The following is a 24,637-nucleotide window of genomic DNA, read 5'->3' as shown; positions in this document are numbered from 1 at the left end:
GACCCGGTCGTAGGCTGGCCCCATGTCAGTCGTGAAGATCAACGCCATCACCGTCCCCGAGAACATCGGCCCCGAACTGGAGGCCCGCTTCGCCGCCCGGAAGCACGCCGTCGACCAGGAGCCCGGTTTCGAGGGGTTCCAGTTGCTGCGCCCGACCGCCGGTGAGTCGCGGTACTTCGTCGTGACCCAGTGGGCGGACGAGGAGTCCTTCCAGGCCTGGCGGAACAACGGCGCCAGGGCCGCCCACGCCCGCCCCGAGGGAGAGGACGGACCGAAGAAGCCCGTCGCCACCGGTGCCGACCTCCTGGAATTCGAGGTCGTGGACCTGTGATGACGACCCCGAACCGTGCCCTCGTCCTCGTCGACATCCAGCAGGACTACGTCGACGGCCCACTGGAGATCCAGTACCCGCCACATACCGAATCCCTGCCCCGCATCACCCGGACGATCGACGCCGCGAATGCCGCAGGCATCCCGGTGATCGCCGTCCAGCACAGGATCGGCGAAGGTGCACCGGTCTTCGACCCCACGGCTCCCGGCTTCGAACTGCACCCCGAGGTGGTCGAGCGCCGCACGGACGCGTGGAAGTCCGTCGTCAAGGAGAAGGGCTCCGTCTACGCCGACACGGACGTCGCCACCTGGTTGCGGGAGCAGGGGATCGACACCGTGACGCTCGCAGGCTTCATGACGAACAACTGCGTGCTCGCCTCGGCGGCGGACGCCGAACAGCTGGGATTCGCGACCGAGGTGCTCTCCGACGCCACCGGCGCGATCAGCATCGCGAACGACGCCGGTGCCGTCGACGCGCGGACGGTCCACACGACGCTCATGGCCGTGCTGAACTCGAACTGGGCCGCCGTCACCGACACGGAGGCCTGGGCCGCGGCACTGGAGTCCGGTGCGGCTCTGGCGGGCAGCAATCTCGTCGAGTCCGCCCTCCAGGGGCGTGCCGCGGGCTGACCGACCGGCTCCCGCTCGTCGAGTGCGAGGTCGGTGGCACTTTCCCACCGGGAATCCGCCACCGACCTCGCACTCACCGCAGATCTGCACATGCGAAAGGCCCTCACCAGGGTTTTCCCTGGTGAGGGCCTTGTCTCTGTGGAGCTAAGGGGGCATGTGTCGAACTCCGCGCCTTCAGGAATCACCTGGTGATGACGGACCGACTCCTGGCGGCGTGAGTGGCGACCGGTGCGCGATGATCCGGCGAACGCAGCCTGTTGATTCGTGGCGATCCTCGCTGGACTGGGAGGTGCCGCTCATGGAGCACACGGGCGGAGGCGCAGACCCTCGGTTGGTGACCGAGCAGCCGCGAGCTGATCTGCGTGGCAGGCGGTGAGCCTCCCTGACGGTGGAGGCAGATTCCGGATTGGCCTGAGCCGGGACGTGCTGTGTGCATTCGCTTGCGCATCAGCGAGGCCACCGTGGCGTCACAGCCCATTCACGACCGTCAACCTGTCCGTCGGCCCCTCCCCGAGCGGGAGTGGCTCACCCTCACCGAAGTAGTCGAACTCGGCTACGGCTCCCATTGGACGCTGCGTCAGCGCATCAAGCGCGGGGAGCTGGCTGCCGCCAAGATCGGCAATCTCATCAAGGTCCGCCGCGAGGACCTCTCCGCTCTGGTCGTCCCCATCGAACCGGCGGAGCCCACGTTTGCCGATGTCGAGGCTGCGGTCGAGCGGATCGTGGCGAGCGCTCCCCGTTGACCGATGAGCAGTGCCGTCGCCTCGCCTCCCTGTTCGGGGGTGCGGCATCGTGAGCGTCGCCGAAGAGTTCAGGCGCATCTCCGAGCAGCTCCGCAACACGCCCTGGACCGTCTCCTGCGAGGAGGTCTCGGGGGTCTCGACGGCCGTGCTCGTGAGGCGCGTGCCGAGGCGTTCTGGATGGCTCCAGAACCCCCTAATCGGGGCGTCTCGTGACACGGAAATCGAAACCCGTGTCACGAAGAATCTCTCGAATGACCCTCTGACCGGGGAAAATGCCTTCAGGCCGTTTAAGGTTCGACGATGACTTTGCCCTCGGTGTGGCCGGCCTCGACGACGGCCAGGGCCTTCCCGGCGTCCTCCAGGCTGAAGCGGGCGGTGACGTGGGGATCGACGACCTCGTACTTCACGACATCGGTGATCTTGGCCAGCGCCTCGCCGGTCCGCTCCACGGACGCCCCGCCGAGCTGGCGCGCGGTATCGGGGTCTGCCGTCGTGATGATGCGGGACGGGTCTTTGACGATGACAGCGACCGCATGCAGCGCTTCCCCGCCGACAAGATCCACAATGAGATCGACGCCGTCCGGAGCGATCGCGCGCACCCGGTCGGCGGTGTCGCTGCCGGCTTCGATGAACTCGGCCCCGGTGGTTTCGACGGTCTCCCTCTTGTTAGCACTGGCGATCCCGAGGACCCTGAACTCGTGGACTGTGCCGATCTGAGCGGCCATCCGGCCCACACCGCCGCCGGCGCCGATGATCAGCAGGATCTGTCCGGGCTCAAGCTCGATCTGGTGGGTGACGTCGTAGGCGGTGGCCCCGGCAACCGGGAGGGTGGCCGCGTCGGCCCAGGAGATCTCCTCAGGCTTGACGACAGTGTTCGCTGCGTCGAGGACGGTGTGTTCGGCCAGCCCGCCGTGTCCGTATGCCACGGCACCGTGGACCTCGTCGCCCACGGCGAAACCCGCAACGCCCTCACCGATAGCCGTGACTACCCCGGCGGCCTCACGGCCCATCGGAGCCGGCAGCGGCCACCTCCGTCCCAGCTGGCCCTCGCGGATCTTCCAGTCGGCCGGGTTGACGCCGGCCGCCCTGACCTCGATGGCCAGTTGCCCAGCGGCGGGACTGAGGGTCCCGCCGTCCGGCGGATCGGTCAGGTGTTGGCCTTCTAGGTCGCTGAGTCAGTGTCAGCCTGCGCTGCTCGCGATGGGGCGCGCACCTCCTTGGCCATAGCGGTGGCGTCCTGGGCGTTGCGCATCAGTCGCATCGCGTTGGCGATCACGACTAGCACGGAACCCTCGTGGACCAGCATGCCAATCGACATCGTCACACCGCCGGCGAAGACGCCCGCGAGCAACAGCACCACGGTGACCAGGGCGATCGCGATGTTCTGCCGCATCACGGACACGGTCCGCTTGGCCACGCTGATGGATTCCGGGAGTTTGAGCAGGTTGTCACCCATCAGCGCGATGTCCGCGGTCTCCACGGCCACGGCCGAACCGGCCGCACCCATCGCCACGCCGATGTTCGCAGTCGCCAGGGCCGGGGCATCATTGACCCCGTCGCCGACCATCGCGACCGTATGCCCCCGCTTCTGCAGCTCTGCGACCGCATCCAGCTTGTCCTCGGGCAGCATCGACGCGTGGATCTCATCGATCCCGGTCTTGGAACCGATGGCCTCGGCCACCAGTCGTGTGTCGCCGGTGAGCATGACGACCTTTTCCACACCTGCCTCGTGCAGGCGCTTGACCATTTCGGGCGCATCCTCGCGGATCTTGTCGGCCACGGCGACGACACCGATCACAATGCCACCGACAGCCACGATCATCGGAGTCTTGCCCTGAGCTGCCAGCTGCTCAGCAGCCTCTGCCGCACGTTCGGGCGCACCACTGCCGCCGGTGATCCCGTACTCGACCAACAGCGGAGCATTGCCGATCAGCACCTGTTGACCCGCAACCTCGGACACGATGCCCTTGCCGGGCACCGGAGTGACAGTACCGGGGATGCCCTCGGGACCCACACCCTCCTCCTTGGCGGAGTCGAGAATCGGACGGGCCAGCGGGTGCTCCGAGCCGGCCTCGGCGGCAGCCGCCCAGCGCAGGACGTCCGTGCGGTCATACGCCGGGTCCAGGACCACGATGTCGGTCAGCTGCGGCCGGCCCTCGGTGAGAGTTCCGGTCTTGTCCACAGCGACGGCCGAGATCTTGGCAGCGGTCTCAAGGTACTCTCCGCCCTTGATCAGGATGCCGTTACGGGCCGAACGGCCGATGCCAGCGACGATCGCGACCGGGATCGAGATCACCAGTGCGCCCGGGCAGCCGATGACCAGCAGAGTCAGGGCCAGCACGACGTCCTGAGTGATCAGCCCGGCCACGAGAGCGAGAACCATCACCACAGGCGTATACCACGTGGAGAAGCGGTCGATGAACGCCTGGGTCTTCGCCTTGGCGTCCTGAGCCTCTTCCACCCGGTGGATGATGCGAGCCAGAGTAGTGTCCGCGCCGATCCCGGTGGCCAGCACCTGTAGGAAACCTCCGCGCGAGATGGTGCCCGCGAAGACCTGGTCCGTTTTAGATTTCTCGACCGGAATCGATTCGCCGGTGATGGACGCCTCGTCCAGCGCGCCGGTGCCGGCCACGACCTGGCCGTCCACCGGGACCTTGGCCCCGTTCTTCACCAGCACGATCTCGCCCATCTTCACCAGGTGGGCAGGCACCTCCTGCTGCTCGCCCTCACGCATCACCACGGCGGTATCCGGGGCGACGGCGACGAGTTCGGCCAGCGCCGACCGAGTCTTGTTCATGGTGGCCGCCTCGAGGGCGTGGCCGACAGCGAACAGGAAGGTAACGGCAGCGGCTTCCCAGAAGTTGCCAATGATGACCGCGCCGATGGCAGCGATAGAGACCAGCAGATCAATGCCGATGTGCTTGGTCATGAGAGCGTTGATGGCCTTGACGACGATGTTGTAGCCGGCAACGACCGCACCGGCGATCATGAAGGCATCGGCGAGGGTGAAGACGCCGGCCGAATGGGTAGCGTGAGCCCCGGCGTCCAGCCACCACTGCGGAGTGAGGACGGTATTCCATGTGCCCCCGGCAATGTGCTGCAGGCCGAACGAGATGACGATCAGCACGCCGGACACGATGGGGACGGACCAGTTGCCGTGGACCCACTTCTGGAGCCTGTTCACAATGAGGCTACCCTTCTGCGAAAAGTGGGATGAGCTGGAAAATGGGACAAGAGTTCGGCCGGTCCCTGCGGAGCTGTTGGACCGGCCGAACGGTGGGTTAGAACGCTGAAGGGGTGGCCGTGTAGCCGGCCTTGGCGACAGCGGCGACGATGTCATCAACGGACGTCGTGGACTCGTCGTGATCAACTTCGATGCGGGCCGACGCGAAGTGAACCTTCACGTTCTCGACACCCTTCAGGCGACCAACCTGCTTCTCGATCTTCTTCACACAGGAAGGGCAGGAGAAACCCTCGGCGCGCAGCAGCGTGTGCGTGGTGGTGGGAGTGTTGGTGGTCATGGTGGTGATCCCCTTTTCGAATCAGGGCCCTGTGGCTGGTGCCGCAGGGCCGGTGTCCTTGCCGACACCTTCACGCTACAGGGTTCGAAGGACCTGGTCTTTGACGCAGATCAAGTAAGCGCTTCACAGACACTGCTAGCGTGAGTCGATACGAACAGATGGTCCGATGGCGGATCAGGCACTGGCTCCTGGTCGGTGTGCCCTGCTCTGATGCCTGTGGCGGCCCGGTCGTTTCCGCGTCGCACCAGTTGATCACGACGTTGGAGGCACTCTTGGACCCGGACTTCCCTCTACTACTCCGACCTCAGCGGATTCAGACCTTGACTACACCCTCGATTGCGAAGAGCCGGTTTCATCGCGGCGTTGGATCAGAGCGGGGGCAGCACGCCGCAGGCGCTGAGGCTCTACGGGATCAGCGAGGATTCCTGTTCCAGCCCGGCGGAGATGTTCGATCTGGTGCACCGGATGCGCGCCCGTATCATCACCAGTCCGGCGTTCGACGATGAGCGCATCCTGGGGTCGATCCTGTTCGAAGACACGATGGACCGGGAGATCGACGGGCGTCCGACGGGTGAGTACCTGTGGGAGGTGAAGGGAATCGTGCCGTTCCTCAAGATCGACAAGGGACTGGCAGCGCAGACCCACGGTGCCCAGGTCATGAAGCCCATCCCCGAGCTGGACGCCCTGCTGACCCGCGCGGTGGGCAGGCGCATGTTCGGCACGAAGATGCGCTCGGTCATCAAGGCGCCCGGAGGTGGGCTAGATGCCGTCGTCGCCCAGCAGTTCACCATCGCGCGGCAGATCCTGCGGTTCGGGTTGGTGCCCATCGTGGAGCCCGAGGTCGACATCCACTCCCCCGACAAGGCCGGGGCCGAGAACCAGTTGCGCACTGCCATCCGGGAAGAGCTCGACGGGCTCGGCGAGGATCAGCCGGTCATCCTCAAACTGAGCCTGCCGGAGCGTGATGATCACTACCGTGAGTTCGTGGACCATCCCCGGGTGGTGCGGGTGCTGGCGCTGTCGGGCGGCTATTCCCGCGCGGAAGCCAACACTCGCCTGGCCCGCAACCCGGGGATGATCGCCAGTTTCTCCCGCGCCCTGACGGAAGCGCTGACCGCCGGGCAGAGCGATGCAGAGTTCGACGCTGCACTGGATGGAGCGATTGCGTCGATCGTGGCTGCCTCAGGCACCTGACGCACCTTGTCGGGGTGGATAAGCCGATGGCTGCCGGGAGCATGGTCGCTCCCGGCAGCCATCGCATCTCTCTGTCGGCTCGTGATACTCAGTCGCGGGCTAGTGATTTCACGAAATCGCGGCGGACCCCCAGCGCTGTGTCGGTGCGGTGAATGGATTCGTCACCGTCCTCGACCGGACCGACCAGGGCGCGGATGGCGTCGATGTTCTCCGGGGTCACGATGGCCTGGTTGTCGACCGTGTACGTGCAGAACAGTTCGGTGCCGTCCACGGTGAGGAGGTCTTCCCAGACTGCGACCTCGTACATGTCCCCGCGGGGCCTGCCGAGGTCCTGCATCAGCTCGGCGGTGCTGTTGACCGCCACGATGCCATCGGAGCGGCGGACGACCGCGATCCTGGGCACCGTCCGGAACGCCTCGAGGACCTCGGCCTTCTCGACGGGGCGGGTGAGCTCGATCGTCCAGTAGTGCAGGTGGTTCTGGGTATGGGCCCCTTTCGCTGCCATGGTGACGACGTCGAGGTCAGGGACCACCGACTGGGCGTCGGGTCCCTGGTGGCTGGGAATGCGTCCCTCGGGGACGATCGTGTTCATGATCCCGGAGTGGTCGGACTCCCAGGGGTCGGTGGCGCGTCGGATGAGCACCCCGCGCGCCTTCGACAGCAGCCCGACGTTCTTCAGCGCGGTGAGGGTGCGCACGGTCGCGGTGGTGTTGCACGAGACGACCCGGGTGGTGTCGCGGCCGCGGGCGGAGCTGTAGTTGGCATGAGCCACGAAGGAATGTCCCGTCAGATCGTGCTTCTCCCCGCCCTGAAACACGGGCTTCACTCCATGCGCCCGGTAGAGGTCAAGGTTTCCGGCCCCGACCTTGGCCGGGGTGCTGTCCACGACGACATCAACCTGATCGAGCAGGTCAGGCAGTTCACCCGCCACGGCATGCCCAGAGGCGCGCATCTCCTGATAAGCCTCGGAGGTGGAGGCGAAGACGGGGATGTCACGCGCGGCGGCGGCCGCGACCCGGTAATCGGCGGTGATGTCGCTGACGCCGATGAGTGCCATGTCGTCTTGGGCCCGGACGGCGTCGGCGACGCGTTTGCCGATGACCCCGTACCCGTTCACCGCGACTTTGATCTTGGTGTCCAGGCTCATTCCTTTCGAGGTGGTGCGCTGGCGTGACTCCCGGTCGGCTCGTCACCGGGTGGTCAGAGTTCGTCGAGCATCGTCTTCATCTCCTGGATCTCTGCTTCCTGGTCTTCGATGACCTGCTCGGCCAGGGCTTTCGCCTGCGGGTTCTGCCCGTCGGCGACCTGCTGTTCGGCCATTTCGACGGCACCCTCGTGGTGTCTGTCCATCTGTTCCAGGTACAGCTTCGCGGCCTCCGTGCCGGTGGCGTCTTCGAGCTGCTGCATGTCGTCTTCGCTCATCATCCCGCTCATGCCGCCGTGACCGCCCATCTCACCCATGTCACTATCGCCCATGGGCTCCTGGCCCCAGGCTTCGAGCATGGCGTTCATCCGGTCGATCTCAGGCCCCTGCGCGTCGATCACGCCCTGGGCGAAGTCGGCGACGTTCTGCGGGATGTCATCCTTGGCCAACAGGGTCTCGCTCATCTCGACGGCCTGCTGATGGTGCGGGATCATCATCTGCGCGAACATCACGTCGGCGTCGTTGTGCTCCTCGGAGATCTCTCCTTCGGAGCCGGCGGTGTCGGTGGCGACCGAGGTCTCAGGGGCGGGATCTTCCCCTGTGCCGGCGGGGTCGGCGTTCCCGGCGCATGCCGAGAGGATCAGCGTGCCGGCGACGGCTGCCGCAACTGCTAGTGGTATGTGCTTCATGATGTGACCGTTCCTTGGTGGTGGACGGTTTCTGGTCGGGACGTCTCAGTCGGGGTTGGTGCCAGCCGGGCCAGGTTGAGTTCGGTGCGGCGCAGCAGCTGGGCGTTGAGCGCGACGACGATCGTCGACAGCGACATCAGGATGGCACCGACTGCCGGGGACAAGACGAACCCGATGGGGGCCAGGACTCCGGCGGCCAGCGGGACGGCGAGGACGTTGTAGCCGGTCGCCCAGGCCAGGTTCTGGATCATCTTGCGGTAGCTGGCCCGGGACAGGTCGATCATCGACAGCACTGCTCGCGGGTCGTCGCTGGCCAGTACGACCCCGGCCGATTCCATCGCCACGTCGGTGCCGGCCCCGATGGCGATGCCGACGTCGGCACGGGCGAGGGCGGGGGCGTCGTTGACGCCGTCGCCGACCATCGCCACCGACAGTCCCCTGTTCTGCAGGTCGATGACGGCGGAGTCCTTGTCCTGCGGGAGCACTTCGGCGAAGACCTCGTCGATGCCGAGGTCGCGGCCGACGGCGTCGGCGACCTGCTGCGCGTCGCCGGTGATGAGCGCGACCTTCACACCGCGTCCCTGCAGGGCGTGGACTGCGGCTCGGGATTCCGGCCGCACCTGGTCCTCCAGGGCGACCGCCCCGATGATTGTCCGGTCCTGGACGATGTGCAGGACGCTGGCGCCGCGCTGGGTCCATTCCGCGACGTCGGCTGCGATCTCGGCTGGTGATTCCAGTCCGTAGTCGCGCAGCATGTTGGGACCGCCCACGGTGATCTCGGAACCATCGACGATGGCGCGGACCCCGCGACCGGCGGCGGTGGTGAACTCGCTGGCCTGCAGGCGCGCCGAGGCCGCTTCCGGGTTTTCGGCTGCCGCTGCGGTGATCGCCCGTGCCACCGGGTGTTCGCTGTTGGCCTCGGTGGCGGCGGCCAGCGCCAGCACGCGGCCTTCGCTGATTCCTGACACATGCGCGGTCCCGGTGACTGCGTGCGCGCCCTGCGTGAGAGTGCCGGTCTTGTCGAACAGCGCGATATCGATCGAGCGCATCCGCTCCAGCGCGAGCCGGTTCTTGATGAGCAGGCCTGACCGGGCGGCCTTCTCAGTCGAGATAGAGATCACCAGCGGAATTGCCAGTCCGAGTGCGTGCGGGCAGGCGATGATCAGCACTGTGACGGTGCGGATGACGGCCTGGTCGGGCGCGCCCAGCAGCGTCCAGATGAGCGCAGTGATGATGCCGGCCCCCAACGCGAACCAGAACAGCAGCGCTGCGGCACGATCGGCCAGCGCCTGCGCCCGCGACGACGATGCCTGCGCGTCAGCGACCATCCGCTGAATGCCGGCCAGGGCAGTCTCGCCGCCGGTGGCTTCCACGGTTAGACGCACCGCGTTGTCCGTGGCGACGGTGCCGGCCACGATCTTGTCACCGAGCTCACGCGGGACAGGTTTGGACTCACCAGTGATCATCGACTCATCGAACTCGGCGTGCCCGTCGATGACGCGGCCGTCGGCAGGCACCCGGGCCCCGGACCGAACCAGCACCGTGTCACCCGTCTGCAGTTCGGCGATCGGGACGGTGACGATCCCGGACTCGGTGACCTTCTCCGCCTCGTCGGGCAGCATCTCAGCCAGCGCGTCAAGGGCACCGGATGCCGCACCGAGTGCCCGCATCTCCAGCCAGTGCCCCAACAGCATGATGGCGACCAGCAGCGCCAGCTCCCACCAGAAGTCGAGCATGAAGTCGCCGATGCCCAGGCTGGTGGCCCAGGAAGAGACGAAGGCCACTGTGATGGCCATCGCGATCAGCAGCATCATCCCCGGCTGCCGTGATTTCAGCTCATTGAGCCCGCCCTTGAGGAAGGGCGTGCCGCCGTAGACGTAGATGACGGTGCCCAGCACCGGGGCGATCCAGGCCGAGCCGAAGAACTCGGGCACCTGGTAGCCGAGCAGGTCGGCGACCATGTGGCTGAAGATGACGACCGGCACCGACAGGATCAGGCTGACCCAGAACCGGTTCCGGAACATCGCAACGCTGTGCCCGGCGTGCTCCCCGTGGCCTGCATGCGCGTCATGGTCGTGCCCGGCATGACCACCGTGGGCCGGTGCCGGGCCTTCATCGAGGGCGGAGTGGCCGTGGCCCTGCGGCATCGCCTGTCCGTGGCTGCCCGCGTCGAGGTGATCGTCGTGGTGATGGTGGTGGTGCTCCGGATTGCTCATCGTTGTCCTTCACATTCAGGGGATGGGTAGCCGATCAGGCTTCTGTTCCGGGGTATCCGGCCGCGGCAAGCGCCGATTGCAGCGCCGCCGTGTCCACCGGTGCGCTGCTGGTCACCGTGACGGTGGACCGGCCGTGGGGCACCAGCGTGACGTCCACCTGGGCGTTCGCATCCAGTGCGTGTACGGCCTGGGTTACTCGCGAAGCGCAGCCCTGGCAGGTCAGCCCTTCCACAGCGAGTGTGACCGTAGAGGTCGGCTCCGCACTGTTGCCAGTTGCGTTTGTAGTGGCGGTGTCGGCTGGTGCGCAGCAGGCACAGCCTGTCGATGCGAGGGGCAGCTGGCGGGAGGATGCGGTCATGATGTGCTCCTGACTAGTGGGCTCGGAGAGGTGGAGAGAGCCTCCAACAACCCGAATATACCCCCATGGGGTATGTGAGTAGAGGTGTTTGTTCTCACGGGTAGGCCTTTCCGGGGGTGCGGGGCAGTTCGATGGTGAACTCGGAGCCGTGTCCGGGGCCGGCGGAGGAGGCGGTGAGGGTGCCGCCGTGGGCTGCGATGAGGGCATGGGAGATCGTCAGGCCGATGCCGGAGCCGCCGTGGTCGCGATCGCGGGCGGTGTCGCCGCGGTAGAAGCGTTCGAAGATGTGGGTGAGCTGGTCGGCGGTCATGCCGTCGCCGGTGTCGGTGACGCGGATGAGCACGGTGTCGCGGGTGTTGGTGGCGGTGAGGGAGACGGTTCCCCCGGGTGGAGTGTGGCGCAGGGCGTTCGACAGGAGGTTGTCGAGGACTTGTGCCAACCGTTGCCGGTCGGCGATCACGGTGCCGGCTCGGGGGTCGGCTGTGGTGGTGAGGGTCACGCCCTTGGCTGTGTAGCTCTCCTGGACTGCGGCAGCAGTGCTGTCGAGCAGGTCGGCGATGGGTACGGGAGCGGGGTCGAGGTCGATGCGGCCTTCCTCAGCGCGGGAGACATCGTCGATGTCTTCGACAAGGCGTGTCAGGCGTGCCAGCTGTTCGGCCATCACGGCGTGGGTGGTGGGGTTCCACTCGACGACCTGGTCCTGCAGCCCCTCGAGGTAGACGGAGATGACCGAGACCGGTGTGCTCATCTCGTGGGCGAGGTCGGACAGGATGCGTTGCCGCGTCTCCTCGGTGCGGGTCAGCTGGTCGGCCATCGTGCTGAACGCTCGGGCCAGGGAGTCGAGTTCGACGCCGGCGCCGACCACCGGGACGCGCACATTGTAGTTGCCACGGGCGACTTCGGCTGCCCCAGCGGTGAGCTGTTCCAGCGGGGTGCGGATCGTGCGGGAGAGCAGGAAGCTGGCCAGGAGCGCGCAGGCCAGACCGGAGCCCAATGCCACCGCCAGGGTGATCAGGTTCGCGTCGCGGTAGGCCTGCTCGACATGGAACAGTTCCGAGGATCCCCCCGGGATGCCGGCCATTTCCAGGTGTTCGTGGAACAGCGGGGGCCCGGCCAGGGTGGCGACTGCCACCGCGCCGAGCAGGCTTGCCGCCACCACGATCAGCTGCGTGGCGAACAGGCGGGTGACCAGGCCGGAGTTGCGCAGCCTCATCGGAGCACCATGCGATAGCCGACGCCGCGGACGGTCTCGATGAGGCCGCCACCGTCGGGCTCTTCACCGAGCTTGCGCCGCAGGTGGCCGATGTGGACGTCGACGATCCGTTCATCGCCGACCCAGGATGTGTCCCAGACGGCGTCGATGAGCTGCCGGCGGGAGAGCGCGCGGTGGGGTGCTGCAGACAAGGCGACCAGCAGGTCGAACTCGGTGCGCGTCAGGGGAAGCACCGCATCGTCGCGGCGGACCTCGTGGCCGGCGAGGTCGATGGTGAGGTCGCCGACGACGCGGACGGAGTCCTGGGGTGGGTTTCCGGTGCGGGGACGCCGGAGCACGGCGTGGACTCGGGCGACCAGTTCCCGGACGCTGAAGGGCTTGGTGATGTAGTCATCCGCACCGGCGGCAAGCCCCATGAGCTTGTCGTTCTCACCACCTCGGGCGGTCAGGATCAGCACGTAGCACTCCGACATCGCCCGCACGCGACGGCAGACCTCGATGCCGTCCAGCCCGGGCAGTCCGAGGTCGAGGATCAGCACGTCCGGCTCCTCGGCCCTGACGCTGTCGAGCGCCTGGACTCCGGTGTGTGCCTGCTCGACGTGGAAGCCGTCTCGGCTCAGATAGGTCGCCACCATCTGCGCCAGAGGCTTTTCATCCTCGGCGACGACGATGCGTCCGCCAGAGTGGTGGTCGGTTCGTTCAGTCCGCATGTACCCAGTCTGTCCCCAGTGCTGGCGGCACACAGTCCTCAGCGCCCTCTGCGGCCGGAATCTTCGTCAAACCTTCAAATGCCCGGGCCCGTCCCGCGCTCGGGGGGTCTGGTGATGTCGATGCTCGTGGCGGCCTCGGCCGGGCAGGTGCGCTCGATCTGCAGCGTGGAGAAGTAGATGTCGAACCGGTCGGTGAGCAAATCGGTCGCCTGTTCCAGGACGGCCCCATGCTGGGCCGGGTTGACCACGTGCAGGTGCGCGGAGAAGACGGTGCGCCCTGAGGTGATGGTCCAGGCGTGCACGTGGTGGACGTCCTCAACCTCGTCGATCTCCTCCAGCGCGGCGATCGCTGCAGGCAGGTCGAGGTGTTCGGGGGTGCCTTGCAGCAGGATCCTCAGGGCCGACCGGATGATGGTCCACGACGCCCACAGCAGCACCACGCCGAAGACCATGCCCAGCAGCGGGTCGATCGCGAGAAAGCCTGTCAGTTGGATGACCACCGCGGAGATGATGATGATGATGCTGCCGACGAAGGTCTGCAGGATGTGCCAGAACGCGCCCTTGATGTTCAGGTTCGTCTTCTGACGTTGGTAGAGCAGCCGGAATGCGATGAGCTCGGTGACAATGCCGCCGGCGGCCACCCAGAGCATCACCGTGGTGGGCAGCTCGATCGGGTCGGCCAGCCGCATGGCTCCCATGTAGAACACGTAGGCGGCCATCAGGGCGAGAAAGAGTCCGTTGAACAGGGCCCCGATGATCTCTGCGCGGGCCCACCCGAAGGTCTCCTTCGCAGTGGCGGGGCGTTGGCTTAGACGGCGGGCGACCAGCGCGATCAGCACCCCGCCGACAGCCGAGAACGTGTGGAAGGCATCGGAGATCACCGCGACCGATCCGGACCACAGCCCGATGACCAGCTCGATGACGAAATACACTCCCGTCAGCCATCCCGAGATGCGCAGCGCTCGGCTGTCTCGTCCGGTGGGGAGGTGTGTACTGTGGCTGTCTTGGCTCATGGCTTCTTCCTAGGGGAGATGGCGGGGATGTGATAACGGCGGTCGCGGTGGCGTCTCTCCGGCGGCCGGGCTTCCGGCAAGGTCGACTTTCCAGACGTCGCCAGGCCCGAGTGTCCTCTCGATGCCCTCGGCACAGATCCGCACCGGATCGACGGAGCAGGGCTGAAGGCGTATCGTCATCGTCTGCTGGTCGAGGTCGACGGCAAGCGGCTGTCCCCGGAATCTGAGTTGGAAACTGACGGCATCCAGCCCGTCGGGAAGCACCGGGTGCAACCACAAGATATCGGCGCGAGTCTCCACGCCGCCGTAGCAGCGCAGAATCGTATCGGCGGTGCCGGCCATAGCACCGATGTGAACGCCTTCACGTGTCGTTCCGCCTTGAGTGTCGGCGAGGTCGGCTTGGAGGGCCTGTTCGAACATTGACCATGAGTGCTTCCGATCAGTTCGTGCAAGAACCCAGGCGTGGACGACGCGGCTCAGGGTCGACCCGTGGCTGGTGCGGTCGAGGTAGTAGCGGACTGTGCGTGGGATCGCGTCGGCAGGCAGACTGTACCCCAGGCGCTCGAGGACCCCGCGGAGTTCTTCGGCGGAAAACAGATAGAACAGCATGAGGACATCGGCTTGTTTCGAAAGCTTGTACCGGTTGGTCGTGTCACCTTCGGCTTGCAGGATGAGGTCCAGGCGGCCGATGTTGGCGTACCGGGTGCGGTAGTGCTCCCAGTCGAACTCTTCCAGCGCTTCATAGCCTTCGAACTGGCTGATGATGCCGTCGGTCAGCCACGGCACTCTCAGTCGGCGGCTGATCCTGTCCCAGCGCTTCGTCTCTCCGTCGGTCAGGCGCAGGCGGGTCCATAGGTCGCCGCAGTCGTGCCCGGCCAGCAGGGCCACGACATCTTGTGCTCGGGCCAGGACCCAGGCGGCAAGCACGTTGGTATACGCATTGTTGCGAAGCCCCTCACCGGGCGCGCCGGGATAACCGTCGTGGAACTCGTCCGGTCCCATCACGCCGGTGATGTCGAAACGATCATCGCGAGAGTCGTGGATCGAGACGCTGCTGAATAGGCGCGCGACTTCCACGATCATCTCAGCGCCGTAGTCTGCGAGGAAACCCACATCAGCTGTGGACTGGTAGTACTGCCAGGTGCTGTAGGCCACCCCCAGCCCCACATGCAGCTGTCGGTGGGAGTTGTCCGGCATCCACTGCCCGTTCCTGACGTTGAACAGGGCAGGAGGAGTCTCTTCCCTCCCGTCGCTGCCTGACTGCCATGGGAACAGGGCACCGTCGAGTCCTGCTTCGCGGGCAGCCTCACGGGCCGTGGACAGACGCCGGTGCCGGTACAGCAGGAAAGCCCGGGTCAGCTCGGGCCGACGCAATGTGAGCATCGGGAAGACGAACAGCTCGTCCCAGAAAATATGGCCCCGGTATCCTTCGCCGTGCAACCCTCGTGCGGGCAGTCCGGCATCCAGATCAGGATCCGCCGCCGCGACGGTCTGCAGGACGTGGAAGATGTGCAGGTTCAGCGCCAGCTGCTGGGCCACGCCGGTCTGCAGGCCAACACCGAAGCGCGCCCATAACTGGTTCCAGGCCTCCTCGTGGTCCGCCAGGAGCTGGTCGAAGTCAGCAGTTCTTCTGATCCTGCTGGCCGCATCCAGGGCGGGAGTGGAAATCCCGCGGTCCCTTGAGGTGGCGGCAGCGACGGTCTTGCTGAGTTGGACCGCAGACCCGGCTTGCACCTGAACGAGAATCTCCTGTCCAGCCCGTGTCCCCGGGTGATAGCTCCGAGCCGCCTCTACCGTGGCAGGGCTGATCCGGGTACGCGCTGCCAAGGCGACTGCCACGAGGGACTGACTGGTGGTTGTGCTGTGAAGCACCGTCTCCTGATCGAGCTGCTGCGACTGTCCGGCAGTCAGATGCGCATTGGGAAGATCGCGATCGGCGAGGACGTTGGCGTTGGTGACGTCCCCGTTCACTGCGGAGTCGATCCTCAGCTCTCCGGACCAGTTCTCTGCCTCTACCGTGATTTCGAGTGCAGCCACCCGCGGATCAACCACCGAATGCAGCTGGCGCGAACTCACGCGGGTGATGCGGCCTTCGTCATCCCGGTACCGATTGGTGCGCTCAAGCACACCCCTGCGCAGGTCGAGCACCTGACGGTGGCTGATCATCTCGGGACTGCAGGGTCGCAGGTACGTCCCGCCGACCGGCTGTATGCGCACGTAGGTCCAATCGGGCATGTTGACCAGGTGCTCGACCTCGCTGTCCCGGCCTCCCAGGTCGGACATCAGCCTGTTGTACACCCCGGCGAAGTAGGTCCCGGGATAATGCGTCCCGTCGGCGACGCTGCCCAATGCCGCCCCCCGAGTCGCCCAGTACCCGTTGCCCAACGTGCACAGCGCTTCCCGGGTCTGTTCCTGCGCCGGGTCGAAGCGGTCGTAGATCAGCCTCCACCCGTCGGCCGGATGGACGTCGGCGCCCCCGCACCACCACCGTCGTTGCCGGGCACTCCGCGAATCCTCGCAGGCTGGTTCCGGGAGGTGCTTGAGGTGCATGATTCTCGCTGCTTCCCTGTCTTCCGCAGATGTCTCCGGCCCATCGGCATCCGCCCGTGAGCTTTCATCGGTGACGGCGCGCGGACAACAAGCGTCGGCGCGCACTTCCGACGGTATCGACGATCTTCCGGGGGGGGGTGAAGCGCTTCCGTGTGAAGATTCGTTGAAGAACCCACAGCCGCTTGCTGACCGCCGCTGATCTACGTCACGGCTTTCTTGGCCGCCCCTGGGCTTGGGATCTGAGGGCTTCCGGAGAGAGCACGTGAGGAGTCGGCTCGGCTACCGAGGATGAGGAGGGTGAGAAGGACCCCGTACACGGGCAGGTGCCCGATGAGTTCGGCCGTGCCGAACAGGGCCAGGGTCGCGGTGAAGGGGACGGCGGTCACGAGGGCGATGAGCTGCGGCAGGGCACCGGAGATCAGCAGCAGGCCCAGGGCAAGTTCGACCCCGCCGGCGATCAGTGCGAAGCTCTCCGGGGTGACGCCGAGGGGGCCAGGACGTTGAGCACTGGCACCTGCACGAGCATCGCCTGGGCCATGTCCGGGTTAGCGAGCTTTTCACTGATGGCCAAGCCGATCAGCGACACTCCGGCCCCGAGCTTGAGCGCCAGCCCTGCTCTGGACAGCGTCCGGGCATCGAGCGCACCGCGGGAGCCTTCCGTTGCGCGCGGGGGCAGGACGAAGAGGAACACTGCGCTGCCCACGAGTACCGCTGTACTGGCCACCGATTCCCACCCGGAGGCAACGGTGATGCCGGTGGCGGCAAGCACGATCGCGACGGCTGCAATGCGCACGAAGACCCCGGCGATCAGCATCACGCCCACGATGATCTGCGGCACGAGCAGGAGGGCTTCCCACCTGTCCGGCGCTCGAAAGGTGGGGCTGAGGACCGCACCGGAGAAGGAGAGGACAATCAGGCTGAGACCCACATGCAAGGCCAGAATGCGCGGCGCCCACGGTGCCAGCACCGCCAGGAGGCGTGCCGGTTTGAACGCTGACAGTTCCGGCACCGACAGCCGCGAGGCGGCGGCCCGCCCCAGGAGAGTGACCACGACGGCCACGACGACTCCAAGCAGGACGCCCGGGCGCAGCAACGCCGCACCGTCGACCGGATAGTCCTGAGGGTCAGCAACGAACCACTGCTGATGTGCGACAGCCGGGGTCACGCTGCCGGCTGCGATGAGAACTCCCCCGACGAGCGCGACCACAGCGCGCCTGACGACCGTGAGCACAGCAGTGAACCTCCAGCGGGGGCAGGCGTGGCGGACGGTCTCAAGTATGTGGCCCGAGAACTGCGCGACCGCCCCGCCACCAGGCCGTGAACCGGCATTCTTTATCAAAGCTTCAAGAATCCCGGTCGTTTCACCATCTCCGGCTCGACCAGAATGGAGGGAGTCGTTTTCCTGCGAGTTGAAGAAGAAGGATGCTCTCACCTCTGTCACGTCGTTCGATGATCCGCCGGTCAGGCTCGTTGACCGTCCTCCTCGCGCTTGGCCTGGCCGGATGCGGCAGCGATGCCGACCAGGTGCCGGAGGTCAATGAGCAGGGCTATATTTCCGGGGCCGGGGTCATCACCCAACTGCCCATCGGTGAGCGGGGTGAGCCGATCGAGTTGGCCGGTGAGTACACCGACGGCACTGCCTTCGACCTTGCCGACTGGCGTGGAGCCCCGGTGGTGCTCAACCTGTGGTACGCCGCCTGCCCTCCGTGCCGCAAGGAAGCCCCCGCACTGCAGGCCAACTACGAGCGATACCAAGCCGACGGCGTGAAGTTCTTGGGCATCAATGTTCGCGATGAGGCACCGGCCGCCGACGCGTTCGCCAGGACCTTCGATCTGACGTTTCCGTCCATGCTCGATCAGGACGGGCTCGGTGTGGCAGCCCTCGGTGCGGTGCTGCCCCCGCAGGCGGTCCCGTCCACCGTGGTCCTGGACGCCCAGGGCAGGGCGGCGGCGCGGGTGATGGGAGCTGTGGACGAGTCCACCCTCAAAGCGTTGATCGGCGACGTGCTGGACGAGCCGGCATGACACTCACAGCCTCCATCGGTGAGACCTTTTCGCAGACCGCCTTGTCCGGTCCGATGCTGTTGGCGATCCCGGTGGCCATCCTGGCCGGGGCGGTCTCGTTCTTTTCCCCGTGCGTCCTGCCGCTGGTCCCCGGCTACGTCGGCTACGTCACCGGGTTGGGTGCCGCCGCGTTGACCGACCGGAAGATCAGCCGGGTCGTCATCGGGGTTTCCCTGTTCATTGTCGGCTTCGCCGCGGTCTTCGTGTCGATGGGCCTGGCGTTCAGCCTCGCCGGTGTCTTGCTCAGCCAGTGGGCCGATGTCCTCAACCGCGTGATGGGTGTCGTCGTCATCATCGCCGGCATCGTGTTCATGGGCGGGATCGGCATGTTCCAGCGCACCGCCCGCATCTCCAAGCGTCCACCCGCCGGGCTGTGGGGTGCCCCCGCCCTGGGCGCCACCTTCGCCTTCAGTTGGGCCCCGTGCATGGGTCCCACACTCGCGGCGGTGCTGGCGCTGTCGACCAGCTTCGGGGTAACCGGCACCGACGGCATCTGGCGCGGTGCCCTGCTGACGCTGATGTACTGCCTCGGACTGGGAGTGCCGTTCATCGTCGTGGCCGTGCTCATCGTCAAGGGCACCGGCAGGCTGCAGTGGGCCAGAGACCACCACCTGCTGATCAGCCGGATCGGCGGGGCGATGCTCATCATCATCGGCGTGCTGCTCGTCAGCGGCGTCTGGACCCAGTGGGTCAACAGCCTGCAAGGCATGATCGGCGGCTTCGAAACCATCATCTGACACACCCCCGCCCACTCAGTGAGACCACGCATTCGCAGTCCTCACTCCTGCGCATGCTGACCCTCGGGCACCCGCCCGAACGACAAGGAGATGAACGTGAAACGAATAGCGGTCGCTGCAGCGACACTCTCGCTGGTGCTCGCAGGATGCGCGCCGGCAGCAGACTCCGAACCATCACCCAGCACCGGCTCGCAGGCTGATCTCCTTGCCACCTACGACCTCGACAACATGGATACGTTGGAGATCATCAACCATCTGGACCAGCTCGAGACAGCCGACAGGCCTGTGGACCTGATCGCATCCGTCTATCCCGATGAGCTGGTGCTGACCGACAACACGCAGGAAGTGACCCTGGACCTGCCGCAGAACCTGTCGTACCTATCGATCGCCCCCTACGTCGACCAGACACATGACTGCTTCTACCACAGCCTGACCACCTGCCAGGGCGAGCTCAGCAACACAACCGTCGACGTCCAGATCACCGACAGCACCACCGGTGAGACCGTGGTCGACGAGCAGGTGGCCACCTTTGACAACGGGTTCATCGGCTTCTGGGTGCCCAGCGACATCACCGGCATCATCGAGATCAGCCACGACGGCCGGACGGGCGCCTCGGACTTCACCACCACCGACGACGGCGCCACCTGCATCACCGACCTGCAACTCACCTAAAAAGCAGCGGTGGGCGAAGCGAGACCGTGACCATGAAGCCGTTGCATCAGGCACGGGCGGCAACATCGACGCGGCAGTCCGACTCCACCAGCGGATCCGGCGCGCCCGGAGCGACCCCGCCGACGAAGGCAGCACCGGCCGACATCGGGTTCGTGGGGCTGCTTCGGTGGGCGTGGCGGCAGCTGACCACGCGACGAGGCGCCCGACTACTGGCTGACCGGTCGGCTGTTCTGCGAGCGGTGCGGCGCGTCGATGGAGGGTGTCTCGGGCACGTCGCAGACCGGGCGGAAGCACCGGTACTACTACTGCCTGAACCAGCGGAAGAAGAAGTGCACCGCCAAGTCGGTGCGCAAGGACGAGATCGAGGAGCGGGTGGCCGCTGTCGTCGAGTCCTTCCTCGACGACACAGAGATGCTGGCCTCCCTGGCAGTCGACATGGCCTCCCACTACCGGGAGACACACGAGCGCGGCAGAGACGTCCTGGAGGGCTTGGAGGCCCGCAGGAAGGACGTGGAGGCTAAGCTGGGCAACTTCGTCAAGGCCATCGCGATGGGCATCATGAACGAGTCCACGGCCGAGGCCATGTCATCGCTGGAGCAGCAGAAGAAGGAGCTGGACGCAGCGATCCAAGCCGAGCACGTCAAGGCGATCCTGTTCGAGGACGAGGCCTGGATCGGGACGTTCTACCAGCGGTTCGCGCACGCAACGATGGCCCCCCAGACCAGGGACCTGCTGTTCGAGTACTTCGTCGACAAGATCTTCGTCGGCGCGGCGACGCTGACCATCGCGTCGTGGTTCCTCGACCACGGGGCTGAGTTCACGCTGGATGATCTGAACGAGATGAAGGAAACGGGGGAAGTGCTGAACGTAGAGTTCAACACTTCCCCCGAGGTGGAGCTAAGGGGAATCGAACCCCTGACCTTTTCATTGCGAACGAAACGCTCTACCAACTGAGCTATAGCCCCGTATGTGACTGTGCGCCACCTGCCTGTTCCGGGTGGAACCCCAGGTGACCTGCCGTGTGGAACGACGAGAACAGGTTACTCCTGCTCCCCGATCGACACCAAATCGGCCCGCGCGTGGGATCTCCCACACGCGGGCCGATGATGGACTCAGCGACTCACTTCCGGCGGAACCGGTCGAACAGCGCGGAGAACCGGCCGTTGAAAGCGCTCTTCGTCCGGGAGATGCGGTAGTCGATCCGCTCGTCCACCCAGTCCTCCAGCTGCGGCCACTTGCCGATCCGGGTGTCCAGGTGAGTGGTCACCCGGTCGGTGACCTGATCGCCGAGTGTGGAGGCGACCTCGTCCGTCACCTGCTCGGTGACGTGCTCGGACACGTGGGCGGTGAGAGCCGCCAGGCGCTCCTGACGTTCCCGCTCCTTGATCCGGTCACTGTCGATCTTGAGCGCCCGCAGCGTCGCCACGCACATGAGCAGCAGGATGACGCTGAAGGGCAGCGCGGTGATGAGCGAACCGGCCTGCAGCGGCCCGAGCCCACCGGCGAGCAGCAGGGCCGCGGCGAGCAGACCCTCGAGCAGCGCCCACACGACACGCGACCAGGCCGGCGGGTTCGGGTGACCACCGGAGGCGAGCATGTCGACGACGAGCGAACCGGAGTCGGAGCTCGTGATGAAGAAGATCGCCACGAGGATGATCGCGATCACCGAGAGGATCGGTCCGAGGGGCAGGTCGCCGAGGACCGTGAACAGAGCCTTCTCGGTCGCGAGCCCGCCGTCCTCGGTGATGAGGCCGGCGTCCTCCAGGAAGCTGTCCTCGAAGAGCAGCCGGTACAGACCGGAACCACCCATGACGGAGAACCAGAAGAACCCGACGATCGTCGGCACGATGAGCACACCGGCGATGAACTCACGCACGGTACGTCCGCGCGAGATACGGGCGATGAAGACACCGACGAAGGGCGCCCAGGCGATCCACCAGCCCCAGTAGAAGATCGTCCAGCCGCTGAACCAACCCGCCGCCTCCTCGCCACCGAAGGCGTCGGAGTTGAACGTGAAGTCCATGAGGTTGGCCAGGTACAGGCCGATCGACTGGACGAAGTTCTGCATGAGGAACACCGTCGGACCGAACACGAGGACGGTGACGAGCAGCAGACCGGCGAGCGAGAGGTTGATGTTCGACAGCCACTTGATGCCTGCACCCAGTCCCGAGATCACCGAGAACGTCGCGAGGAACGTGATGACGGCGATGAGGACGACGAGGAACCAGGTCTCCTGGGTGCTCACGAGACCGACGACATTCATGCCGGTCGCGATCTGCTGGACACCGAGGCCCAGCGAGGTCGCGACACCGAACACGGTGCCGAAGATCGCGGTGATGTCGATGGCGTCACCGAGCCAGCCCTTGACCTTGTTCCCGAAGAGCGGTTCGAGCGCCCAGCGGATGGAGACCGGACGGCCACGACGGTGGATCGAGTAGGCCAGCGCCAGGCCGATGATCGCGTAGATCGCCCAGGGGTGCAGGCCCCAGTGGATGAAGGTCTGCGCCATCGCGAGACCGGCGATCTCCTCCTGCGTGCCGTCCCAGCCCGGCTTGGGCGAGACGGAGGCGAAGGTGAGCGGCTCACCGACACCGTAGAAGACGAGGCCGATGCCCATACCGGCGGCGAACAACATGGCGAACCACGAGAAGACACCGAACTCGGGCTTCTCGTCGTCCTTGCCCAGTCGGATCCGACCCAGACTGCTGGCGGACAGCGCGATCGCGAAGACCACGAACAGTCCGATGATGAGCATGTAGTACCAGCCGAGCGTCGAGACGATCCAACCCTGGACGCCGTTGAACACCGTGTCGGTGGCACCGGGGAAGATCACCGCGATGAACGCGACGGCCAGGATGATGAGGAGCGAGGGCCAGAACACGCGCGGCGCGATCATGCCCTTGCCGATCTTCACGCCCTGTCGGCGCAGTTTCTCGGTGATCTGCGCGTCGGTGTCGTCCTCCGCGATCCGATGGGAGGCCGGCAGGTGCACCGAGCCGGAGGCGACCGCGGTCGGGTCCGCCGTCAGGAGACCGCTCCCCTCGCCGGGACCGGCCGCCGAGGCGTCCTCCGGTGGTGTCTGGTCTGGTCGTTGTGCATCGCTACTCATACTGTTCCGTACTCTCGACGATCATGTTTACGGCCATACCTTTGTCGTAAAGTCCAGCAGATTCAAGGGAAAACGGCAGGTCGCGGTCCGACGTCACATCATCGCGACGCAACAGTTGCACGAACGACCCGGCGCCCCGGGGGCGGTCTCCCGATCCCGAGGTGCCGTGCAGTCCCCCTACCACTCAGGCCAGGTACGCCTCCGGGGAGTCGTCCAGGGCGTCCAGCCACTTCGTGTTCGGCTCGGCGGCGAGCGTGCCGGTGAGCATCGAGGTGTAGCGCTGGTCGCGGTACGTGGTGATGTCCTTCTTCTTGTCGCCCTTCCAGGAGAGGAACATCTGCACGGTGGCGTCGACGTCGAAGTGCGGGTAGTCGGTCGGCGCCAGCAGGTCCTTGAAGTGGTCACCCTGGAACTGGGCGTCCTCGGCGACCGTCTCGACGGCGGCGTACTTGGCCGACCACGCCTCGATGTCGGCGCGGATCGCAGCAGGCTCGGGCAGTTCGATCCGGCCGAGGATCACGTCCCGGACGTACCAGCCCATGGCGTCGAACATGTTGAAGGTGAACCACTGGTCCTGCATGCCCAGGTAGAAGAGGTCGGTGTTCTTCTCGAACACGACTCCCTTGTACAGGCCCTCCGGCCACAGGTTGTTGGGCGTGCGGAGGGTGAGCTCCTCGGGCAGGAACGGGAAGGAGTGGCGGTAGCCGGTGCACAGGACGACCTCGTCGACCTCCCGGGTCGAGCCGTCGGCCAGGTGCGCGGTGCGACCCTCGAAACGGGTGACCACCGGGACCTCCTCGACTCCCGCGGGCCAACCGAAGCCCATCGACTCCTGGCCGCGGTGGCTGATGAGCACCTTCGCGGCCCCGAACTTGTGCGCCTGCAGACCGATGTCCTCGGCGGAGTAGGACCCGCCGATCATCATGACCGTCCTGCCCTTCATGTGTTCGGCACCGCGGAAGTCGTGGGCGTGGCACACGGGGCCGGGGAAGGTCTCGATCCCCGCGAAGGCCGGCACGTTCGGGTTGTGGAAGTGACCGGTCGCGACGATCACCCGGTCGAACACCTCCACCGTCTCCTCGTGCGTGGCCAGGTTCTCGGAGACGACGGTGAAGGTCCGGTCCTCCGCGTGGTACGCGACGTTCCGGACGACGGTCGAGAAGCGGATCCACTCACGCAGGCCGTCGCGCTCGATCCGGCCGGAGATGTAGTCCCACAGGACGGCGCGGGGCGGGTAGGAGCTGATGGGCCGCCCGAAGTGCTCGTCGAAGGTGTAGTCGGTGAACTCCAGGGCTTCCTTCGGCCCGTTCGACCACAGGTGGCGGTACATCGAGGAGTGCACGGGCTCGCCGTACTCGTCGGTACCGTGACGCCACGAGTAGTTCCACTGGCCGCCGAGGTCGGACTGCCGTTCGAAGCAGACGACCTCCGGGATGTCGACGCCGTCCTTCCGCGCCGAGGCGAAGGCGCGCAGCTGGGCGAGGCCGCTGGGGCCTGCGCCGATCACGGCGACGCGCATGTCGGCGGGCTTCTTCTCTCCGGTGGTTCCGGTCATCGTTCAGTTCCTGTCGGTATAGAGCAATACGTAATTCGTCCTGTCGGACTTTTCACTATAGGTGACCGGTGATGTATAACCGATCGCGACGACGACCACCGATGCTGAGGGGCTCCCTGCACTCCTGGTGGGAGTGCAGGGCGCCTCGGGAGCGCGGTCCGGGCAATCACTGCCCGGTTGCGTCGGGGT

The 24,637-nt window shown here is 66.1% G+C and carries 23 protein-coding genes, 1 tRNA gene and 1 pseudogene; 9 read left to right on the top strand and 16 right to left on the bottom strand.

Translation table 11 applies throughout. The annotated features are described in order from the left end of the window. Positions 1 to 22 precede the first annotated feature (22 nt). From AAD496_RS10035 to AAD496_RS10020, 4 genes are all read left to right on the top strand, one after another. Positions 23 to 331, top strand: a complete 309-nt coding sequence (locus AAD496_RS10035) for an antibiotic biosynthesis monooxygenase family protein (protein ID WP_349828561.1) — start codon at positions 23 to 25, stop codon at positions 329 to 331. Continuing rightward, the gene (locus tag AAD496_RS10030; RefSeq protein WP_349828560.1) at positions 331 to 960 is read left to right on the top strand and encodes an isochorismatase family protein; all 630 of its coding nucleotides are present in this window, start codon (positions 331 to 333) and stop codon (positions 958 to 960) included. Before AAD496_RS10035 ends, AAD496_RS10030 begins: the two co-directional genes overlap by 1 nt. Positions 961 to 1,388: 428 nt before the next feature. Further along, entirely contained in the window at positions 1,389 to 1,703 is a 315-nt protein-coding gene (locus AAD496_RS10025) for a helix-turn-helix domain-containing protein (RefSeq protein WP_349828559.1), read from the top strand. Positions 1,704 to 1,752: 49 nt separating this feature from the next. Continuing rightward, complete coding sequence (locus AAD496_RS10020; RefSeq protein WP_349828558.1) at positions 1,753 to 2,007, top strand: hypothetical protein; 255 nt, start codon at positions 1,753 to 1,755, stop codon at positions 2,005 to 2,007. Here AAD496_RS10020 and AAD496_RS10015 read toward each other — a convergent pair. From AAD496_RS10015 to AAD496_RS10000, 3 genes are all read right to left on the bottom strand, one after another. Continuing rightward, positions 1,991 to 2,758, bottom strand: coding sequence for an NADP-dependent oxidoreductase (locus AAD496_RS10015; RefSeq protein WP_433913755.1), 768 nt, complete (start codon positions 2,756 to 2,758; stop codon positions 1,991 to 1,993). The genes AAD496_RS10020 and AAD496_RS10015 overlap by 17 nt on opposite strands. 107 nt (positions 2,759 to 2,865) lie before the next feature. Continuing rightward, positions 2,866 to 4,887, bottom strand: a complete 2,022-nt coding sequence (locus tag AAD496_RS10005; RefSeq protein ID WP_349828556.1) for a heavy metal translocating P-type ATPase — start codon at positions 4,885 to 4,887, stop codon at positions 2,866 to 2,868. A 97-nt stretch (positions 4,888 to 4,984) separates the two neighbouring features. Beyond that, positions 4,985 to 5,224 carry a heavy-metal-associated domain-containing protein gene (locus AAD496_RS10000; protein WP_137320269.1) on the bottom strand — a complete coding sequence of 80 codons (240 nt, stop codon included), beginning with the start codon at positions 5,222 to 5,224 and terminating at the stop codon, positions 4,985 to 4,987. Between the two features lie 336 nt (positions 5,225 to 5,560). Here AAD496_RS10000 and AAD496_RS09995 point away from each other — a divergent pair, with 336 nt between their 5' ends. Then, positions 5,561 to 6,418 carry a fructose bisphosphate aldolase gene (locus AAD496_RS09995; protein WP_349828555.1) on the top strand — a complete coding sequence of 286 codons (858 nt, stop codon included), beginning with the start codon at positions 5,561 to 5,563 and terminating at the stop codon, positions 6,416 to 6,418. Positions 6,419 to 6,506: 88 nt separating this feature from the next. Here AAD496_RS09995 and AAD496_RS09990 read toward each other — a convergent pair whose 3' ends face one another. From AAD496_RS09990 to AAD496_RS09950, 9 genes are all read right to left on the bottom strand, one after another. Then, positions 6,507 to 7,565 (bottom strand): type II glyceraldehyde-3-phosphate dehydrogenase, encoded by a 1,059-nt coding sequence (locus AAD496_RS09990; RefSeq protein WP_349828554.1) that lies wholly within the window; start codon positions 7,563 to 7,565, stop codon positions 6,507 to 6,509. 53 nt (positions 7,566 to 7,618) lie between these two features. Next, positions 7,619 to 8,251: a DUF305 domain-containing protein gene (locus tag AAD496_RS09985; protein ID WP_349828553.1), complete on the bottom strand. Its 633-nt coding sequence runs from the start codon at positions 8,249 to 8,251 to the stop codon at positions 7,619 to 7,621. Next, positions 8,248 to 10,467, bottom strand: a complete 2,220-nt coding sequence (locus tag AAD496_RS09980) for a copper-translocating P-type ATPase (RefSeq protein ID WP_349828552.1) — start codon at positions 10,465 to 10,467, stop codon at positions 8,248 to 8,250. The genes AAD496_RS09985 and AAD496_RS09980 overlap by 4 nt, the downstream gene beginning before the upstream one ends. Before the next feature lie 34 nt (positions 10,468 to 10,501). Further along, complete coding sequence (locus tag AAD496_RS09975; protein WP_101620480.1) at positions 10,502 to 10,825, bottom strand: heavy-metal-associated domain-containing protein; 324 nt, start codon at positions 10,823 to 10,825, stop codon at positions 10,502 to 10,504. A gap of 94 nt (positions 10,826 to 10,919) precedes the next feature. Further along, a complete protein-coding gene (locus AAD496_RS09970; protein WP_349828550.1) occupies positions 10,920 to 12,038 on the bottom strand; it encodes a sensor histidine kinase in 1,119 nt (372 codons plus the stop codon). Further along, the gene (locus AAD496_RS09965) at positions 12,035 to 12,748 is read right to left on the bottom strand and encodes a response regulator (RefSeq protein WP_349828549.1); all 714 of its coding nucleotides are present in this window, start codon (positions 12,746 to 12,748) and stop codon (positions 12,035 to 12,037) included. Before AAD496_RS09965 ends, AAD496_RS09970 begins: the two co-directional genes overlap by 4 nt. Before the next feature lie 74 nt (positions 12,749 to 12,822). Next, positions 12,823 to 13,761: a cation diffusion facilitator family transporter gene (locus tag AAD496_RS09960; protein WP_349828548.1), complete on the bottom strand. Its 939-nt coding sequence runs from the start codon at positions 13,759 to 13,761 to the stop codon at positions 12,823 to 12,825. Between the two features lie 9 nt (positions 13,762 to 13,770). Next, entirely contained in the window at positions 13,771 to 16,311 is a 2,541-nt protein-coding gene (locus AAD496_RS09955) for a glycoside hydrolase family 65 protein (RefSeq protein ID WP_349828547.1), read from the bottom strand. 457 nt (positions 16,312 to 16,768) lie between these two features. After that, positions 16,769 to 17,542 (bottom strand): hypothetical protein, encoded by a 774-nt coding sequence (locus tag AAD496_RS09950; RefSeq protein WP_349828546.1) that lies wholly within the window; start codon positions 17,540 to 17,542, stop codon positions 16,769 to 16,771. A gap of 191 nt (positions 17,543 to 17,733) precedes the next feature. Between AAD496_RS09950 and AAD496_RS09945 the strand changes: the two genes are divergently transcribed. From AAD496_RS09945 to AAD496_RS09930, 4 genes and pseudogenes are all read left to right on the top strand, one after another. Then, on the top strand, positions 17,734 to 18,336 hold the full coding sequence (locus tag AAD496_RS09945) for a TlpA family protein disulfide reductase (protein ID WP_349828545.1): 603 nt from the start codon (positions 17,734 to 17,736) through the stop codon (positions 18,334 to 18,336). Then, entirely contained in the window at positions 18,333 to 19,112 is a 780-nt protein-coding gene (locus tag AAD496_RS09940; protein ID WP_101620473.1) for a cytochrome c biogenesis CcdA family protein, read from the top strand. The genes AAD496_RS09945 and AAD496_RS09940 overlap by 4 nt, the downstream gene beginning before the upstream one ends. Before the next feature lie 96 nt (positions 19,113 to 19,208). Then, positions 19,209 to 19,784, top strand: a complete 576-nt coding sequence (locus tag AAD496_RS09935) for a CueP family metal-binding protein (RefSeq protein ID WP_349828544.1) — start codon at positions 19,209 to 19,211, stop codon at positions 19,782 to 19,784. A 252-nt stretch (positions 19,785 to 20,036) separates the two neighbouring features. Continuing rightward, positions 20,037 to 20,111, top strand: a pseudogene (locus AAD496_RS09930) (hypothetical protein); the annotation flags it as partial. Positions 20,112 to 20,369: 258 nt separating this feature from the next. On the opposite strand, the gene AAD496_RS09925 reads toward AAD496_RS09930, so the two are convergent. From AAD496_RS09925 to AAD496_RS09910, 4 genes are all read right to left on the bottom strand, one after another. After that, positions 20,370 to 20,591, bottom strand: coding sequence for a hypothetical protein (locus AAD496_RS09925; protein WP_349828543.1), 222 nt, complete (start codon positions 20,589 to 20,591; stop codon positions 20,370 to 20,372). Positions 20,592 to 20,676: 85 nt separating this feature from the next. Continuing rightward, a tRNA-Ala gene (locus tag AAD496_RS09920) sits at positions 20,677 to 20,749 on the bottom strand. Between the two features lie 155 nt (positions 20,750 to 20,904). Next, entirely contained in the window at positions 20,905 to 22,893 is a 1,989-nt protein-coding gene (locus AAD496_RS09915; protein ID WP_349828541.1) for a BCCT family transporter, read from the bottom strand. A gap of 184 nt (positions 22,894 to 23,077) precedes the next feature. Further along, the gene (locus tag AAD496_RS09910; protein ID WP_349828539.1) at positions 23,078 to 24,448 is read right to left on the bottom strand and encodes a trimethylamine monooxygenase; all 1,371 of its coding nucleotides are present in this window, start codon (positions 24,446 to 24,448) and stop codon (positions 23,078 to 23,080) included. Positions 24,449 to 24,637: the final 189 nt, after the last annotated feature.

It is taken from the genome of Brevibacterium litoralis (genome assembly GCF_040212315.1).
In the GTDB taxonomy this organism is placed as follows: Bacteria; Actinomycetota; Actinomycetes; order Actinomycetales; family Brevibacteriaceae; genus Brevibacterium; species Brevibacterium litoralis.
This window is presented reverse-complemented; position numbering and strand designations above follow the sequence as displayed.